At 67.9% G+C, this 17,098-nt stretch carries 17 protein-coding genes; 7 read left to right on the top strand and 10 right to left on the bottom strand.

The annotated features are described in order from the left end of the window. Window positions 1-334: 334 nt before the first annotated feature. Together ACZ7KI_RS19435 and ACZ7KI_RS19440 are read right to left on the bottom strand one after the other, a co-directional pair. On the bottom strand, window positions 335-2,098 hold the full coding sequence (locus ACZ7KI_RS19435) for a gamma-glutamyltransferase family protein (protein WP_470274508.1): 1,764 nt from the start codon (window positions 2,096-2,098) through the stop codon (window positions 335-337). Window positions 2,099-2,333: 235 nt separating this feature from the next. Beyond that, window positions 2,334-3,524, bottom strand: a complete 1,191-nt coding sequence (locus ACZ7KI_RS19440) for an FAD-dependent monooxygenase (RefSeq protein ID WP_470274509.1) — start codon at window positions 3,522-3,524, stop codon at window positions 2,334-2,336. A 113-nt stretch (window positions 3,525-3,637) separates the two neighbouring features. Between ACZ7KI_RS19440 and ACZ7KI_RS19445 the strand changes: the two genes are divergently transcribed. Beyond that, entirely contained in the window at window positions 3,638-4,216 is a 579-nt protein-coding gene (locus ACZ7KI_RS19445; protein WP_470274510.1) for a TetR/AcrR family transcriptional regulator, read from the top strand. Window positions 4,217-4,230: 14 nt separating this feature from the next. Here the strand turns inward: ACZ7KI_RS19445 and ACZ7KI_RS19450 are convergent, their stop codons facing one another. Beyond that, window positions 4,231-5,541, bottom strand: coding sequence for a UDP-glucose dehydrogenase family protein (locus ACZ7KI_RS19450; protein ID WP_470274511.1), 1,311 nt, complete (start codon window positions 5,539-5,541; stop codon window positions 4,231-4,233). Between the two features lie 160 nt (window positions 5,542-5,701). Between ACZ7KI_RS19450 and ACZ7KI_RS19455 the strand changes: the two genes are divergently transcribed. Continuing rightward, a complete protein-coding gene (locus tag ACZ7KI_RS19455) occupies window positions 5,702-6,460 on the top strand; it encodes an SDR family NAD(P)-dependent oxidoreductase (RefSeq protein WP_470274512.1) in 759 nt (252 codons plus the stop codon). Window positions 6,461-6,529: 69 nt separating this feature from the next. On the opposite strand, the gene ACZ7KI_RS19460 is transcribed toward ACZ7KI_RS19455, so the two are convergent. From ACZ7KI_RS19460 to ACZ7KI_RS19470, 3 genes are all read right to left on the bottom strand, one after another. After that, window positions 6,530-7,204, bottom strand: coding sequence for a class I SAM-dependent methyltransferase (locus ACZ7KI_RS19460; RefSeq protein ID WP_470274513.1), 675 nt, complete (start codon window positions 7,202-7,204; stop codon window positions 6,530-6,532). Window positions 7,205-7,322: 118 nt separating this feature from the next. Then, complete coding sequence (locus ACZ7KI_RS19465; RefSeq protein ID WP_470274514.1) at window positions 7,323-7,931, bottom strand: PadR family transcriptional regulator; 609 nt, start codon at window positions 7,929-7,931, stop codon at window positions 7,323-7,325. A gap of 81 nt (window positions 7,932-8,012) precedes the next feature. Next, a complete protein-coding gene (locus tag ACZ7KI_RS19470; protein ID WP_470274634.1) occupies window positions 8,013-9,695 on the bottom strand; it encodes a TM0106 family RecB-like putative nuclease in 1,683 nt (560 codons plus the stop codon). 54 nt (window positions 9,696-9,749) lie between these two features. Here ACZ7KI_RS19470 and ACZ7KI_RS19475 point away from each other — a divergent pair, with 54 nt between their 5' ends. Next, on the top strand, window positions 9,750-10,214 hold the full coding sequence (locus ACZ7KI_RS19475) for a DUF6474 family protein (RefSeq protein ID WP_470221629.1): 465 nt from the start codon (window positions 9,750-9,752) through the stop codon (window positions 10,212-10,214). A 102-nt stretch (window positions 10,215-10,316) separates the two neighbouring features. On the opposite strand, the gene ACZ7KI_RS19480 is transcribed toward ACZ7KI_RS19475, so the two are convergent. Genes ACZ7KI_RS19480 through ACZ7KI_RS19495 form a run of 4 tightly spaced genes read right to left on the bottom strand, consistent with a single transcriptional unit; the run spans window position 10,317 to window position 13,869 of the window. Next, a complete protein-coding gene (locus tag ACZ7KI_RS19480) occupies window positions 10,317-11,276 on the bottom strand; it encodes a glycine betaine ABC transporter substrate-binding protein (RefSeq protein ID WP_470274515.1) in 960 nt (319 codons plus the stop codon). Window position 11,277: 1 nt separating this feature from the next. Then, a complete protein-coding gene (locus tag ACZ7KI_RS19485) occupies window positions 11,278-12,054 on the bottom strand; it encodes an ABC transporter permease (RefSeq protein ID WP_470274516.1) in 777 nt (258 codons plus the stop codon). Further along, complete coding sequence (locus ACZ7KI_RS19490; RefSeq protein ID WP_470274517.1) at window positions 12,051-13,235, bottom strand: ABC transporter ATP-binding protein; 1,185 nt, start codon at window positions 13,233-13,235, stop codon at window positions 12,051-12,053. The genes ACZ7KI_RS19485 and ACZ7KI_RS19490 overlap by 4 nt, the downstream gene beginning before the upstream one ends. Next, window positions 13,222-13,869, bottom strand: coding sequence for an ABC transporter permease (locus tag ACZ7KI_RS19495; RefSeq protein WP_470274635.1), 648 nt, complete (start codon window positions 13,867-13,869; stop codon window positions 13,222-13,224). The genes ACZ7KI_RS19490 and ACZ7KI_RS19495 overlap by 14 nt, the downstream gene beginning before the upstream one ends. Window positions 13,870-14,162: 293 nt before the next feature. On the opposite strand from ACZ7KI_RS19495, the gene ACZ7KI_RS19500 reads away from it, so the two are divergent. The 4 genes from ACZ7KI_RS19500 (at window position 14,163) to ACZ7KI_RS19515 (ending at window position 17,091) form a co-directional block, all read left to right on the top strand. After that, window positions 14,163-14,660 carry a hypothetical protein gene (locus tag ACZ7KI_RS19500; protein ID WP_470274636.1) on the top strand — a complete coding sequence of 166 codons (498 nt, stop codon included), beginning with the start codon at window positions 14,163-14,165 and terminating at the stop codon, window positions 14,658-14,660. A 71-nt stretch (window positions 14,661-14,731) separates the two neighbouring features. Then, a complete protein-coding gene (locus tag ACZ7KI_RS19505; RefSeq protein WP_470274518.1) occupies window positions 14,732-15,499 on the top strand; it encodes a YcnI family copper-binding membrane protein in 768 nt (255 codons plus the stop codon). After that, the gene (locus ACZ7KI_RS19510) at window positions 15,500-16,063 is read left to right on the top strand and encodes a copper resistance CopC family protein (protein ID WP_470274519.1); all 564 of its coding nucleotides are present in this window, start codon (window positions 15,500-15,502) and stop codon (window positions 16,061-16,063) included. Further along, window positions 16,060-17,091, top strand: coding sequence for a copper resistance D family protein (locus ACZ7KI_RS19515; RefSeq protein ID WP_470274520.1), 1,032 nt, complete (start codon window positions 16,060-16,062; stop codon window positions 17,089-17,091). Before ACZ7KI_RS19510 ends, ACZ7KI_RS19515 begins: the two co-directional genes overlap by 4 nt. The last annotated feature ends 7 nt before the right edge of the window (window positions 17,092-17,098 follow it).

Below are 17,098 nucleotides of genomic sequence, written 5' to 3' on the forward strand. Positions count from 1 at the left end.
GACCACACTCGCCGCCCCTCCAGCAACAAAAAACCACCCCTTTTACCGTGTTTGGGGGGGGGGGGTGGGGAAAAAAAACAACCCCCCCCCCACGACCCCCTCGCGAAACCGTGCAAGATGCCTAAATCGGGCAGTTCTGTCTCGAAAAGTGGCCCTTATGGACAGTCCGGACCCGGGTGAGCCCCCTTGCGTGGGCCCACTCCCGCCGTGTCCACCACGACGCGTTCGTCTTGTCCCGCTATAGAGGTGCAGCCGACCAGCACTTATGCGACTTCGCCGGGACCCTGACCCTGAAGGTAGGGAAGGAGGCCTTCACGGCATGGCACAGTGGGCGTCAGCGGCCGGCGGCGTAGCCCTGCATTCCCCGCGCGTTCGCGGCGGCGCGCAGGACTCCGCCGGAACGCGACACGGCCGAAAGCCGCCCCAGCGCCCAAGGTCCGGCATCGACCACGGCGTGCCCGCGCGCGGCCAGAGCGTCCATTGTGGACTGGCCGAGTCGCGATTCGACCACGAGTTCCCGCGGCGTCCACGAACGCGGATAGAACGAACTCGGGAACGCCGTCGTATGCCACGCGGGCGAATCGATCGACTCCTGCAGGTTCAGCCCGCCGAGCGTGTGCGCCAGCCAGAAACACAGCTGCCACTGGTCCTGCTGGTCGCCGCCGGGCGTCCCGAACGCCAGCACCGGCTCGCCGTCGCGCAGGCCCATCGACGGCGAAAGTGTGATCCGCGGCCGTTTCCGCGGCGCCAGCGAGTTCGGCAAACCTTGCTCAAGCCAGAACATCTGCCCACGCGAGTCGAGGCAGAACCCGAGTTCGGGAATCGTCGGGCTCGACTGCAGCCAGCCACCCGACGGCGTCACCGAGATCATGTTCCCGGCCGCGTCGACGACGTCGATGTGCACGGTGTCGCCACGGGTCTCGCCCAGCGGCCCGACCGTCGGCTCCCCCGTCGCGCCCGAACCGGATTCGAGACCGCGCAGCTTTTCGAGGATCGCGGGCAGCCGCGGCGAGGGGCCGCCCGGCCGGAGTTCGGCTGATGCTTCTTCGGTGATCAAGGCGCGGCGGGCTTCCGCGTATTCACGGGAAATCAGCAGCTCGATCGGCACATCAGGCGAATCCCCGTACCAGGCCTCGCGATCGGCGAATGCCAGTTTCGCCGCTTCGACGGCCAAATGCACCGTGCGTTCGGTCGGGATTCCATCCACATAGGACAGTTCATCGCGCAGGCCGTCCAGCAACCGTGCCTGCTGCAGCAAGGCGGGCCCCTGGGTCCAAGCGCCCATCTTCACCAGGCCCCAGTCACCGAAGTCGACCTGCAGCGCGTCTTCGTACGTCGCTTCCCAGCTCGCGATGTCCTCACCGGTGAGGAGTCCGGCGTGGTCACGGCCGGAGTCATCGCGGAAGGCCTTGCGGCTGAACTTCTCGATCGCCTCGGCGACGAAGCCCTGCGACCAGGCGCGCCGTCCGGCGTCGATCTGCGCCTCGCGGCCGCTGACGGACTCGGCCTCGGCGAGCAACCGCTCCCAGGTGTCCGCGAGCGCCGGATTGCGATGCAGGCCCTCGACGGGCTTGCCGTCGGCGAGCCACAGCGCCGCCGACGTCGGCCAATGCTCGGTGAACAGGTCCTGCACCGCGCGGATCGTTTCGCCGACCCGGCTGACCAGCGGAATTCCGTCGCGCGCATAGGAAATCGCGTAACCGAGCACGTCGCGCAACGACTTCGTGCCGTGATCCCGGAGGAGCAGCAGCCAGCCGTCCCACGCCCCCGGCACGGTCGCGGGAAGCAGACCGCTGCCGGGGATCAGGTCGAGCCCGAGGTCCGCGAAACGCTCCGGCGTCGCTGCCGCGGGCGAGACGCCCTGACCCGCGAGGACTCGCGGGGTTCGATCGGCGGCGGTGACGAAGATGCCGGGGACCTGCCCCGCCGGGCCGCACAGATGCGGCTCGGCGATCTGCAGGACGAACCCGGCCGCTACCGCCGCGTCGAAGGCGTTGCCGCCGTTTTCGAGCACCGCCATGCCGGTGGCCGAAGCCAGCCAGTGCGTCGATGCCACCATGCCGTGGGTGCCGGCCAGTTCCGGCCTGGTCGTGAACACCCGGCCGATACTACGCTTTGCTAACTACTTTTTCAGTCCCAGTAGTTGAAGAGGCTTCACCAAGGTTCTTCGGCTTCCAGCAATTCACCTCGCGCTGCGACATACCGGGCCATTTCTCCAAGGCGAGAGGACCTCCGAGTTCGGCTCGGCTGAGCACCTTGGTGCCGGGAAGGATCTGTGAGACGAGCCTGGCCGCCTCGTGACAAGCCCTCCGAAAATCCCTCACTCACCGAAACTATCCCGCGACGACCGGGACGTCATAGTTTTCCAGCGTCGTCGCGTTGGCCGCGCGCGAAGTCAGCCACGTGAACACCTTGGTCATCGGCCGCGAGCCCAGCACTCGGTACAGGAAGTTCCGGTAGCCGACCATGAACCGCGTCTTCGGCGCGAGGAACGTGCCGATCCCGGCCGCCTGCTTCTGCGAGACCTTCACCGGACCTCGAAGCTTCTCCTCATAGCGCGCGAAGGCGACCTCGTGGTCTCCACGCGCGGCGGCGAGTTCACCCGCCAGGACGTACGCGCCCATCATCGCGAGCCCGGTTCCCGAACCGCCAGGACCCGCGCACCAGGCGGCGTCGCCGAGCAACACGACCCGGCCCTGTGACCACTTGTCGAGGTGGATCTGGCTGAGCGAATCGAAATACAGCGCGTCGACGTCGCCGAGGCCTTCCAGCAGTGCCGGAACTTCCCAGCCGAAGTCGGCGTAGCGCTCGGCGAGGACCTTCTTCTGCCCCTCGACGTCGCGGCGGTGGACCTCCAACGGTCCCGACGCGAAGACGAAGCTGACGTTGAGCGCCGAGCGGTCGCGGCCGCTGGCGACCATCACCGTCCGGCCGGGGACGCTGCAGATCTGGCCGAGGTGGTCGAGGTCGAGGTGGTTGGGCGCGGTGAAGCCCGCGGTGTGAAAGCCGAGATCCGTGCGGAACCGCTCTTCTTCGCCGAAGACCAGCCGTCTGACCCCCGAGTGCAGCCCGTCCGCGCCGACGACGAGGTCGAATCTACGCGACTCGCCATGGGCGAAGCTGACGTCGATACCGTCCGCGAGTTCGTCGAGCCCGGTGATCCAGTCGCCGAAGACGTACTCGACGTCGTCTTTCGTGTGGTCGTAGAGGATGCGCGTCAGGTCTCCGCGTTCGATCTCGACTTCGCCGCTGAAGAAGACCGACGGCATCTGCGCGACCTTCTTGCCTCGCGGGTCGACGATGACCTGCGCGCCCATCGCGGTTTCCTTCGCGCGAACGTCTTCGAGGATCCCCATGCGCTTCAGCAGGGTCATCTGCTCGCCGCGGAAGTCGACCGCGCTGCCGCCTTCGCGCAGGGCCGGGGCGCGTTCGACGACGGTCGGCGCGAAACCGCGCTCCCGCAACCAGAAGGCGAGGGCCGGACCCGCGATGCCGGCGCCGGAGATCAGAACGGTGGTCGTCATGGCTGCTCCTCGGTGTTCTCGGCGATGGGAACGACCGTACGGCAGATTTGCACGCTTGGTCAAGCCATATGGTTAAACCGTTTGGATAAACCGCGTGGTCTAGGATCTCGGGCATGGGTAATCGCGAGGACCTGATGGCGGGCGCCATCCAGTGCTTGAAGGAAAAGGGCTGGTCACGGACGACGGTGCGGGACATCGCGGCGGCGGCCGGGGTCAGCCACGCGGCGATCGGTTACCACTTCGGATCCCGGGAAACTCTGCTGCTGACGGCGTTCTCCGAGGCAATGGACGAGTGGGGCAAGGAAGTCCAGCGGGAGATGCGGAGCGCCATCGACCCGGGGGCGTCGCCGTCCGAGCAGTACCGCGCCTCGTGGCGGGCGATGATCGACTCGTACGGGCGCAACCGGCAGCTGTGGCTTGCCTCGATCGAGGCGTTCGTGCAGTCCGAGCATCACCCTGAGCTGCGAAAACAACTCGCCGCGGCGCAGCGCGAGGGTCGTCGTGGGATGGCGGCGGGAGTGCTGGGGATCGACGAGGACAACCTCACCGAGGCGGACGAGCGCCGTATCGGAGCGGTGGCCACGGCGCTGAACTCGGGCGTGATGCTGCAACACATGCTCGACCCGGAGAACGCTCCGACGGCCGAGGAGGTCGTGGACGGGCTGATGAAGCTGGTCTCCCTCGTGCAATGAAAGGTCCAGCCGGGTCAGGAGACGGCGACCTTCCGCCGCAGCGCTGCCCGAGGCCGTCCGACGCCCTGCCACGAAAGGCCCGCGTCAAGAATCTGTTGCGGGTCCAGGAGATTGCGTGTGTCGACGACCGAGTCACCGTCCATCTGCTCGGCCATGTAGTGCCAGTCGAGCCGTTTGAACTCGTCCCATTCCGTCAGCACGACGACGGCGTCGGCCGCCTTCGCGACCTGGTACGGGTCGTCGACCACGGTCATCCCGGCGAGCTGGCCGCCGACGGCCGGGTCGTAAGCGGTCAGTTCCGCGCCGAGCGCGCCCAGCACGGATGCGACCGCGAGGGCGGGTGAGTCGCGCAGGTCGTTCGTTCCGGCCTTGAACGCCAGGCCGAGGATGCCGATCCGCGAACCGGCCAGCGTGCCGCCGACGGCGCCGGCGATCTTCGCGACGATCCGGTCCCGCTGCGCGATGTTCTCCTCGATCGCCGAGGTCAGCAACGTGAAGTCGTACTGCACGGATTCGGCGACCTTGACCAGCGCGCTGGTGTCCTTCGGCAGGCAGGAACCGCCCCAGCCCGGGCCGGGCTTCAGGAACGAACGGCCGATACGCCGGTCGTAGCCCATTCCTTCGGTGACGAGGTCGATGTCCGCGCCGAGGCGTTCGCACAGTTCGGCGATGGAGTTCACATAGGACAGTTTCATCGCGAGAAAGCAGTTCGCCGCGTACTTCACCAGTTCCGCGCTGGCCGCGTCGGCGACGACGACCGGGGCGGCCAGATCGGCGTAGAGCTCGCCGACCCAGCGGGCGGCCGCGACGTCGTCGGAGCCGACGACGATCCGGTCCGGGCCGAGGAAGTCCTCGACCGCGGTGCCCTCGCGCAAGAACTCCGGATTCGACACGACCGGCACGTCCGTGCGGCCGAGCATCGCTTGGATGCGCTTCGACGTGCCCACCGGAACGGTGGATTTGGTGATCAGCGCACAACCCGGAGGGATGACGTCGCCGATCTCGTTGGTCACCGCTTCGACCGCACGCAGGTCCGCCGACCCGCCAGCCCCCATCGGTGTCGGCACACAAAGGAAAACGGCCTCCGCGTCGCGAACCGCGTCGCGCGCGCCGACCACGAAAGTGAGTCTTCCGCTGGTCAGCCCCCTCGACACCAGCTCGGACAATCCCGGCTCCAGGATGTCCACCCGTCCGGCGGAGAGCCTTGCGACCTTCGCCTGGTCGACATCGACACAAGTGACTCGATGCCCCAGGCCGGCCAAGCAGGCCCCCGTGGTCAATCCGACGTAACCGGTCCCCACCACCACGATCCGAGCAGTGCTCATGCTGCTGAAGGTGACAGCCGGAGTTGACCTGGAAGCGAACGGAACGCTTCAGGCCCGAATACTCCTCACGACATGCTTCGCACCGACGTGAGCCAGCACACCCACCGCACCGATGCGAACGAGCGTTAACCTAGACCCGGTTGTCGACGAAAGGGAGAACATGCAGATCACCGATACCGCGGCGCTCGTCACGGGTGGCGCGTCCGGGCTCGGCGGTGCGACCGCGAAGGCGCTCGCGGCGAAGGGCGCTCGGGTCTTCGCGCTGGACCTCGCCGGTGCCATCGCCAACGCCGAGCAGGTCGAGGGCATCACCTACGTCGAGGCCGACGTGACCGATCCGGAGCAGGTGCGGACCGCCGTCGCGACCGCCGCCGAGTCCGGGGTGCCGCTGCGGACCGTGGTGAACTGCGCCGGGATCGGGCCGTCCGCCCGCATCCTTTCGAAGAAGGGCCCGCACGACCTCGCCCTGTACGCGAAGGTCGTCCAGATCAACCTGATCGGCTCCTTCAACGTGCTGACGCTGGCCGCCGAAGCCATCGCGAAGACGGAACCGCTCGCCGACAACGCGCGTGGCGTGATCATCAACACCGCGTCGATCGCGGCCTTCGACGGTCAGATCGGGCAGGTGGCGTACTCGTCGTCCAAGGGCGGAATCGTCGGGATGACCCTGCCCGCCGCCCGTGACCTCGCGTCGCACGGGATCCGGGTGCTGACCATCGCGCCGGGCATCGTCGACACCCCCATGCTGGCGACGGTGAGCGACGAGTTCCGCGCTTCGCTGGCCGAGGGCGTTCCGTTCCCGAAGCGGCTCGCGCGGCCGGACGAGTACGCGCAGCTCGCGCTGTCGCTGATCGACCACGACTACCTGAACGGCGAGGTCGTCCGGATGGACGGCTCGCTGCGCATGGCTCCTCGCTGAGCCGCACCCGCGTGAGAGGAAAGGTCCTTTCCTCGCAAATTTTGCAAGGAAAGGACCTTTCATAGCGCGTCAGGGGCGGGTGAGACGGACTTCCAGGCCGATACCGGCGGTGACGACGTCGCACGTCCGGAACGCGGTTTCGGCGACAAGCCCGCTGAAGTCGACCGGCGTGTAGGCACGCCGCCGCAGCTGACCGAGTGTCTGCCGGGTCGTCAAAGCGGCCAGTTTCCCGAGCTTCATGCCCTCCACCTCGGCCGCGATGTCACCATCGGTCGCGTCCCGGTTCATGTCCTGCACCACGGCGGTGCCACCAGGACGCAGCACACGGTGCATCTCGTCGAGTGCCTTCACCGGCCACACGAAGTTCTTGAACGCGGCCTGGCAGACGACGAAGTCGAACGACTCGTCGTCGAACGGCATCCGTGAAACGTCCCCCTCGCGAAGCTCGACCTCGACGCCTTGAGTCCGCGCGTACTCACTCGCGATCTCGACGAACGTCGGCGCGACGTCCAGTCCGGTGACGGTGAACCCCAGCCGCGCCAGTTCGACGGCGAAGTAGCCGGGGCCGAAGGCGACTTCGAGGATCTTCGCGCCTTCCGGCAGGTCCGCGGTGAGTTCGCGGGCCTGCTTCCGCCAGAGTTCGATCTGCGGTTCGGTGCCGCGCTGCCGGGCGTAGTTCCGGGCCAGCGCGCCGCCCATCTCCGGGATGAGCTTGAACCGCTTCCTGTCCTTGATGTTCGACATGGTCTCTCCAGGTTGTTCGCCCGGAGCCCGGCTATCCTCAAGATGCCTTCTCGTGGCCGGGTTCCGGTTGCGGGATCGTCGCCCCGGCGGGGTGCTGCAACACCTCGCCGGGGCTCTTTCAACTGCGGGTACTCCCCCTTTCGGCCAACAGGGCCCGCCATTCGGCGAGTCCGGGCATCGAGCCGGAGGTCAGTTCTCCGAGGATCGTGCGGACCCACTCGGCTTCCGCGACGCGCATCGCCAAGTGGTACTCGACCTCGAGCAGCACGAGCCGCGGAATCTCCTCGAGGAGCCGCGTCAGTTCGGCCCGGGTCGAGGCGATGTCTTCGTCCAGTGCGGCCAGCCGGGTGCGGAACAGGGCGATCACCTCGTCCGGGCCGAGCCAGCCCAACACCGACAGACCGGCGACGAACTTCGGCTCCTCCGGCGCGAGTTCGCCGAGCAGCTCGCGCAGCCAGTCGAGCATTTCGTCACGGCCGGCGTCGGTGATCCGGTACACCGTGCGCTCGGGGAGGGCACCGTCGCGGCCGCTCTCGACGGCTTCGATGAAGCCGTGTTTCCGCAGGTTGCCGACGACGGTGTAGAACGAGCCCCATTTGATCCCCATATCGCGGTCCTTGCCGCGACTCTTCAGGACCGAGGCCATTTCGTACGGATGCATCGGCCGCTCGTTCAGCGTCGACAGGATCGCCAGCGCGAGCAGATTCCCGACCTTCCGCCGCTTCAAGTCGCCTCCTCGTTTACGAGTACTCGTCTACGAGTATCCGCAGAAGCGGGCTTGATCGCAAGTCTCTTAGTCGCTGAGAGATCAGAGGTCGTTCATGTACGGCACGGACGTCTGCGCGTGGTCGGTCATCCAGTTGCGCAGCGCGTGCGTGGCCAGCACGTCGTCCTCGTTGTAACGCAGCAGGCGCTCACGCTGGACATCGTCCGGGACACCGCCGTCCATGCCGACGGCGTCGCGATACCAGCTCATCGACGCCTCGCCGCCCGCTTCCGGATCGCGCCAGGCGAAACCGGCGACCGGGGCGATCACCTTGAGCCCCTTGCCGTGCGAGCACAGGAACTGGTCGGTGACGCTGCGGAAGAGGTCGATCCATTCTTCGGAGTCCACAAAGGACGCGATCTCGGCCTTCGTGGGAACGCCCGGGTAATCGCCGAACCGTTCCACGGAGCCGAAGAGCCAGCGGTTCTCGGCGAGCGCGTTGTAGCAGTAGGCGCGGAAGGTCAGCCCGGCCGCGAGGGTGCGCTCCCGGACTTCCTTGAACCAGGCCCAGAATTCGGCGAACGACCGGGCCTCGTCCGCGGTCGGCAGCGGCTCCCAGGTCGCGAAGGCCCGGTAGCCCTGCTCCATCCCGATGTCGGCGCCGGACAGCAGCGAGCCCCACAGATACGCGCCGGAATCACCGAAGCTCTCCATGTCGACGTCCACCTCGACGTCGCCGCGGGAGACCTCGATGCGGTCGACCTTGCGCACCATCGTGAGATCGGCGAGCCAGGCGCGCGCAAGGATGATCGCGTCGGCGAAGGTGCCGCCGGTCCAGTTCATCGGCGGCGGCTCGTCGGCCGGATCGAGCGCCGCCAGCTTGTCCACTGTGGACACTCCGGCGCGGCGCAGTTCCATCGCGTCCTCGCCGCGGACGACCAGGCTGACGTCGCGGGTTTCGGTGAGCACGACCTCGCACGTCGGCCACCAGGGACAGCGACGGCATTCGAGGACACGTGACGGTTCGGCGAGCGGTTCTTCGCCTTCGGCTGCCGCGGTCGCGATGGCGAGCCTGTCGGCGAAGCGGCTCTGGTACTCCGTCAGCGCGCTTCGGCCGCCCGGCCAGGTGCCCGCGGACAGGTCGTGCCAGACGACGACGTCCGCGTCGAGACCGATGACGCCACCGATCGCGCGGTGCCCTTCGTGCTTCCCGAGCGCTTCGAGCATCCGGTAGAGGTGCGCGAGCCGCATCTGGTCCCGCGGTTGCGAGCGAACCTTTCGCGCCGGATCGGGCAGCCGGTTCGCCGGATCGAGGTCGGTCATCACCGTGGTCGGCGCACCCGCGCCGCGATCGGTGATGCGATGCCGTACGACCAGCACCGGCACATACCCGGCGCCCGTGTGGACCAGGAGCTCGGAGCCGCCACGCCGGTGACCCGCGCGATCCACCGGCAGCAACGCACCCCAGATGTAGCGCGCTTCGGCGGCGAGGGCATCTTCGGTGAGCTGCACGCGTTCGGCGGCAGGGAGGTCTCGGGCGATCTTGACCCAGCCCCCGTCCGGGCCGGTCGCGTCCATCAAGCGCTGGACAATGGCCTCGCGATGGGCTGACGCGTCGGCGATCCGCTGCTGCGCGGCGGGGTCGGGTGGGGCGAGCGGAACCTCGCGCATCGCCGGATCGTGTTCAAGGTGCACGCGACGCCGGCAGCGGCTCACCGCTCCCGCGTCCAGTAGCACCTCGTTACTCACAGACAACACTCTAGAAGGCGACCGGCAAGCCGACATGCCCGCCACTTCGGGGACCAGTAAGTTCGTCTGTGACACAGCGTGGGAGGTGCCATGGCGCGCAAGGCCAAAGCCATCGAGGGCGAAGGCAGGTTCACCCCGAAGAAGGCGAAAAACGCCGTCGCGGTGGCCAAAGTGCTCGGACCGGCCGTACTGCCGGTGATCGCGCCGTACGCCGTTCGAGCGGCGGGTGCCGCGCGAGAGCTGTACGACCGTTATCAGGCGAAGAAGCTCGGCGTCGCCGTCGACCAGCTCAGCGAGTTCAGCGGACGCGGTGCCGCGTTGCACGCGCGGATCGCGGGACTGACGCAGGGGCTCGCGGAGCTGAAGAAGTCCGCGAAGGCGACCGACGCCGACGTGAGCTTCGCGAAGGACACCCAAGGAACGCTGGAGCAGCTTTCGGCGACCGTCCGTGCCGCGGAGCGGATGCCCGCCGCGCGGCGCAAGGCGGCGCATCGGGCTGTCGCCGGGGAGCTGGACCAGCTGGAGGGGAAGCTGCTGCACCGCCTGGGGATCTGAGCCTCGCGTCGGCGGAGACCTGACGGATGCCATAAGGGGTCCCCATGGGACGAATTCCGTCCTATGGGGACCCCTTATGACACGTCGCGAGGGAGAAGCGGGCTACTTGATAAATCCCTTCTTCTTCATCCACTCGTAGGCGACTTCGCCCTGGTCACGGCCGTCGACGTCGACCTGCTTGCACAGTTCGATCATCTGCTCGTTGTCGAGGGCCGCGCTGACGGCGTCGAGCGGGCCGCGCAGTTCCGGGTGCTGCTTGAGGAAGTCCGTCCGCAGCGTCGGCACGGCGTTGTACTGCGGGAACGCTTTCTTGTCGTCTTCGAGGACGCGCAGGTTGAGTCCGGCGATGCGGCCGTCGGTCGTGAAGATCTCGCCGATCGGGCAGGTCCCGCTCGCCACGGCCGAGTAGATCGTGCCGATGCCGAAGTTCTTGATCACCGGGTTCTGGAATCCGTAGGCCCGCACGGCGGCGGGGAAACCGTCCTGGCGGCTGGTGAATTCGGTCTCCAGGCAGAACACGTTCTGGTCGGGCTTCCGCTTCAGGAACTCCGCCAGATCCGACGTCGTCTTCAGGTTGTTCGCCGCGCCGTAGGCCTCGGTGACCGCGAAGGCGTACTGGTCGTTGAGCGGCGAGTAGTTCAGCCAGGTGACGCCGTACTTCGCCTCGTCGGCCGCCTTCGTGGCTTCGTACTGGGCCTGTTCCCCGCCGGGGACGGGGAGTTCGTTGCCCTGGTAGTTGATCCAGCCGGTGCCGGTGTACTCCCAGGTGACGTCGGTCTGCCCGGCGAGCAACGCCTGCCGCGACGAGTTCGAGCCCTTGATATCGGTCAGGTCGACGACGTCCGCGCCCGCCGCGGAAAGCGCCATTTCGGCCATGTAGCCGAGGATGATGTTCTCGGTGAAGTCCTTGGACCCCACCGTCACCTCGACACCCTTGAGCGACTCGATGGGCTGGATGGAACCGGGTTCGATCTTGTACGGCAGCGCGGTGTTGACCTCGAGTCCGCACGCGGAAAGCGTGCCGCACAACAGGATCGCGCCAAGAATGGCTTTCACTCGCATGTCAGCGCAGTCCCTTCGGTCCGAAGAACTGTTCCGCGACCGCGCCGAGCCAGTCCACCAGCAGCGCCAGCGCGACGGCGAGCACCGAACCGGTGATCAGCACCTTCGTCAGGTTGAGCTTGTAGCCGGTGTCGATGAGCAGGCCGAAACCGCCGGCGTTGACGAACATGCCGAACGTCGCCGTGCCGACCGCCAGCACCAGCGACGTCCGCAGGCCCGCCAGGATCAGCGGGATGGCCAGCGGGAATTCGACCCGCCACAGCACGCCGGACGCCGACATGCCGATGCCGCGGCCGGCGTCGATCAGGGCGGGGTCGATCTGCTGCAGGCCGACCATCGTGTTCCGCAGCACCGGAAGCAGCGAATAGAACGCCAGCGGCAGCGCCGCGACCCACAGCCCACCGGTCGCGCCGGTGACGATGAACCACAGCACCAGCACACCGAGCGCGGGCGCGGCCTGGCCGATGTTCGCGACCGCCAGGAACACCGGCGCCGCCCACTTCGCCCATGGCCGGGTCACCAGCACGCCGAGCGGCACCGCGACGGCGACCACGATCGCGGTCACCACGATGGTCATCGCCAGGTGGTCGCGCAGCGCGGCGAGCAACCCGGCGGCGTTGAGCGTCTCCTTCTCCGTCGCGGTCAGGTCGCCGGCGAAGACCCAGATCAGCACCCCGGCGACGATCAGCAGCACCGCCGCGGGCTGGGCGAACAGCCGGACCCGCTCGGCCCTTCTTGACGAGGATTCGGTGGAGAACCCGGTATCGACGGCCGTCATGCGGTCACACCTTCCGCCGGGTTGTCGTCCGCGTGCTCCTCGCGCAGTTGCTGGATCGTCGCGATGACGGTGTCGAGCTCGATCGTCCCGGCGTACTCACCGCGCGCGCCCGTGACCGGGACGCTGCCGCCCTCGGCGAGCATCGCTTCGAGCGCGTCCTGCAGCGTCGACTGGAGGCTGACCGAGTCACGCAGCGGTTTGCCGGCGGTGGCCAGCGACGTGCCCGCGGTCAGTTCCCGCACGTGGACCCACCGCATCGGCCGACGGCGCTGATCGAGCACCAGCACGAAATGCTTGCGCTGCTTGGTCAGCTTCTCGCGCACGTCCGACGGCGATTCGCTGACGGTCGCCGTCAGCGCGTCCTGCTTCAGCTCGACGTCGCGGACCCGCAGCAGTGTCAGCTGCTTCAGTGAGGCACCGGCGCCGACGAACCCGGCGACCGTGTCGTCCGCCGGGTTCGCGAGGATCGCGTCCGGGGTGTCGTACTGGAGGATCTTCGACTGGTTGCCGAGCACCGCGATCTTGTCGCCGAGCTTCACGGCCTCGTCGAAGTCGTGGGTGACGAAGACGATCGTCTTCTTCAGCTCGGTCTGCAGCCGCAGTAGTTCGTCCTGCAGGTTGCCACGCGTGATCGGGTCGACCGCGCCGAACGGTTCGTCCATCAGCAGCACCGGCGGATCCGCCGCGAGCGCCCGCGCCACCCCGACCCGCTGCTGCTGCCCACCGGACAGCTGACGCGGGAAGCGGTCGCGGAAGTCGATCGGGTCGAGCCCGACCAGGTCCATCATCTCCTCGACCCGGTCGTTGACCTTCTTCTTGTCCCAGCCGAGCAGCCCCGGCACCACCGCGATGTTCTGCGCGACGGTGAAATGCGGGAACAGCCCGGCCTGCTGGATCGCGTAGCCGATGCGTCGGCGCAGGGTGTCGACGTCGAGTTTCAGCGCGTCGTCGCCGCCGATGGTGATCCGGCCGGACGTCGGCTCGATCAGCCGGTTGATCATCCGCATGGTCGTGGTCTTGCCGCAGCCGGACGGGCCGACGAAGACCACGATCTTGCCGGCGGGCACCACCATCGAGAAGTCGTCGACCGCCGGTTCGCGGGTGCCGGGGTAACGCTTGCTGACGTTCTCCAGCTGGATTTCGACACCGGATACGGTTTCAGCGTGTTCAGCCACGGACACCCCTTGAGACGGTCAAACGGTTGATCAGGACGTAAACGGCGTCGAGGACCAGCGCGAGGACGACCACGCCGAGCGTCCCGGTCAATGCCTGATTGAGGGAGTTCGTGCTCCCCGCGTTCGTGAGCCCGGAGAAGACCTCCGAGCCGAGGCCCGGGCCCTTCGCGTAGGCCGCGATGACCGCGATGCCCATGAGCATCTGCGTCGCGACCCGCATCCCGGCGAGGATGGCGGGCCAGGCGAGCCGCAGCTCCACCCTGGTCAGCACGCCGAACCGGCTCATGCCGATACCGCGCGCCGCGTCGCTGACCGCCGGATCGACCCCACCGAGCCCGACGATCGTGTTCCGCACGATCGGCAGCAGCGCGTAGAGCACGAGGGCGATGACGGTGGTGTTCGCGCCGAGGCCGAAGACGGGGATGAGGAGGCCCAAGAGCGCGAAGGAGGGGACGGTGAGGATCGTGCTCGCCAACGCCGTGGCCACCGCGGACCCGAGCGGGCTGCGATAGACGGCGACGCCGATCAGCACGCCGAGCACGGCGGCCAGGATCGTGCACTGCACGACCGCGCTGACGTGGAGAAGCCCTTGGAGGGCGACTCTGTCCCACCGATCCGAGATGTACTCGAAGAGATTCATCGCGTGCTGGTTCTCCCGCCGCCTCTGAGTGAGAGTCCTCACCCATTCGGAGTAGCTGTATCGGGAGCCTGACTACCCAAAAAGTGTGCGGCCAAACCCCTGTTTACCGCCTTTTGTCCTGTAAACCTTCCCCACTCGGCGTGAATGGGCAAACGCACGCGCCGCGCGGCCAGCGTCTTTCCCACTGCTCAACAGCCGGGAGGAGATCGACCACCCAGCGGTACGTCGAATACTCTTCACCCGTGAGTAAAGGCAGCCATCACCGAAGCGCGTTACGTGCTGTACGCGGTGGGTTGCTCGGCGTCAGTTCCGCGGCGCTGGCCGTGACCGCTCACATGATCGGGGACGGCGATCTCCCCGATACGGCGATGACGTTGTTGCTCACCGTGCTCATCGGCTGGAACGCCGCCGCGCTCGCCGCGAAGGCTCGCGGGCCGCTGGCCACGATCGTCGATCTCGGCGCCGGTCAGGTCGTGATGCATCTCGTGCTCAGTTCGCTGAGCAGTCACGAACCGCACAGCGAACCCACACCCCTTTCGGGCGGGTTCGCGATGACCGCGGCCCACGTCGTGGCGACACTGGTCACCGCGTTGCTGCTGGCCAAGGCCGATGGACTGCTGCTCGGCGTCCTCGCCTGCCTGCGCGCGCTGGTCCCCTTCATCCTCAACGCGCTTCCGGTGCCCGCCCGGCCGACGGCGCCGGTGCTCGCCCGTCCGGCGGGACCGGGTCACCTCGTCCGCGTGGACCTTCGCCGGGTGCACGGCAGACGCGGCCCGCCGCTCTTCTCCTGAAACCTCACTTCATCCCCCGTACTCCGGCGAGGTCCCCGAACCCGCCTTCCCAGTCACGTCCAGGAGTTTTCGTGTCCAAGCACGTCTTCAAGCGCGCCGGTGTCCTGGCCGCCACCATCGGCATCACCGGTCTGCTCTCGGCCGGGATCGCTTCGGCCCACGTCACCGCCAACGTCTACGGCCCCCAGCCCGAAAAGGGCGGCTACGGGTCGATCTTCTTCCGCGTACCCAACGAGGAGAAGGACGCCGGCACGATCAAGGTCGAGGTCGCCGTCAAGCCCGAGTACGCGCTCAGTTCGGTGCGCACCAAGCCGATCCCCGGCTGGAAGGCCGAGGTCGTCAAGTCGAAGCTGCCCGCCCCGGTGACCACCGCGTCCGGCACGCAGATCACCGAGGCCGTCACCAAGGTCTCCTGGACCGCGGAGCCCGGCACCAAGATCGCCGCCGGTTCGGCCGAATTCCAGGAGTTCCAGATCAGCGCGGGCCAGTTCCCGACCACCGTCGACGCGCTGGAGTTCCCGGCCACCCAGACGTACGAGAACGGCAAGGTCGTCAACTGGGACCAGCCGACCCCGGCTTCGGGTGAAGAGCCGGAGCACCCCGCGCCGAGCGTGAAACTCGCCGAGAAGAGCGGCGACGGACACGGCGGCGGCCACGGCTCCGACGCGAAGGCCTCCGAGGAATCGCACGCTTCGTCGTCCGACGACACCGCCCGCTGGCTGGGCGGCGCCGGTCTGGTCGTCGGCGCCCTCGGACTCGGGGTCGGCGTCGGCGCCACCCTGCGCGCGCGCCGCGCCACCACGGCCGCCGCCACCAAGAACACCGAGGGAACCAAGTAAATGCGTAAGGCGCTCATCGCGCTGGCGATCACCGGGGTGGCGTGGCTCGCCACCGCCACCCCGGCGCTGGCGCACAACGTGCTGATCTCGTCCGACCCGGCGAAGGGCGCTTCGCTCGCCACCGGACCGGCGAAGGTCACGCTCACGTTCGACCAATACGTCCAGAACGCGAACGTCAACCAGATCGCGGTCATCGGACCGGGCGGCGGCCAGTGGGCCGAAGGACAGGTCGAGGTCCGCGACAGTGTCGTGACCGTGCCGCTGCGGCCGCTCGGCCCGGCGGGCGAGTACAAGATCGGCTACCGGATCCTCTCCGCGGACGGGCACGCCGTGACCGGCGAGGTGCCGTTCACCGTCACCACCGCGGGCACCGGGACACCGGCGTCCGTCGACGCCGCCAAGAGCGGCGGCGGCGAATCGGCGAACACACCGGCGACCGGCGGCGAAGGCTCGTCCGGGGTACCGATCTGGGTGTGGATCGCGGGTGCCGTCGTTCTGCTCGCCGTCGGGCTGACCGTCGCGTTGCGCACCGGCGCCGGTGACAAGGAGAAGAGCGGGTCATGACACAGGCCGAGACCACCTCACGCGCCCGCGTCGCCGTCCTGTTCTGTGTGGTGGCGGCGGCGATGGTCGGCGTCCTGATCGGCGTCGCGCTGACGGCGACCGCCCCGGTGCCCGGGGTCGCGCAGGTCAGCGAGGTGGTCTCGGTCTCCATCCCGATCGTGCGGGTACTGCTGGACATCTCGGCGGTCGCCACCATCGGGCTGGCGCTGCTTTCGGTGCTGGTCGGTTACGACCGGCCGAAGCTCTCCGAGCCGATCATGCGGGTCGCGCGGCCGGCGAGCGTCGCGGCCGCGCTGGTCTGGGCGACCACCGCGCTCGTCGCGCTGATCCTGCAGACCGCCGAGTACCGGCCCGGCTCCAGCACGCTGTCGATGTCGGACGTCGGGAGCTACATCGCCGACGTCGGCGCCGGGAAGGCGCTGCTGATCGTCGCGGTACTGGCGCTGCTGCACGCGGGACTCGGGATCCTGGCGCTGAAGCACGGCGAGAAGGTGCCCGCCGAGGTCCGCGTCGGACTCGGGCTGTTCGCGCTGCTTCCACTGCCGGTCACCGGGCACGCGTCGAACTGGAACTACCACGACTACACGATGATCTCGATGGAACTGCACGTGATGAGCGCCGTCGCCTGGACCGGCGGACTCGGCGCGATGACGGTGCTGCTCATCGGGAACCGGACGCTGCTGGCGCACGCGCTGCCGCGGTTTTCCAAACTGGCGACGCTGTGCCTGGTCCTCGGCGCGGCGACCGGACTGTTCAACGGGCTGATCGAGATCACGCTCAACCCGTCGCTCGGCTTCTGGGAAGGCTTGTTCACCACGCCGTACGGGCAATTGGTGCTGCTCAAGCTGTCGTGTACCGGCGTGATCGCGGGACTCGGCGCCTACACGCGGTGGAAACTGATGCCGCGGATCATCCGGCACGACCGGACGGCGCTGGCCGCCTGGGCGACACTGGAGCTGACCGTGATGGGGCTGGCGTTCGGTTTCGCCGTCGTCCTCACTCGCGCGCCGGTGGTGCCGACCGGCTAGCTGTTCC

It is taken from the genome of Amycolatopsis sp. NPDC039088, from assembly GCF_055598845.1.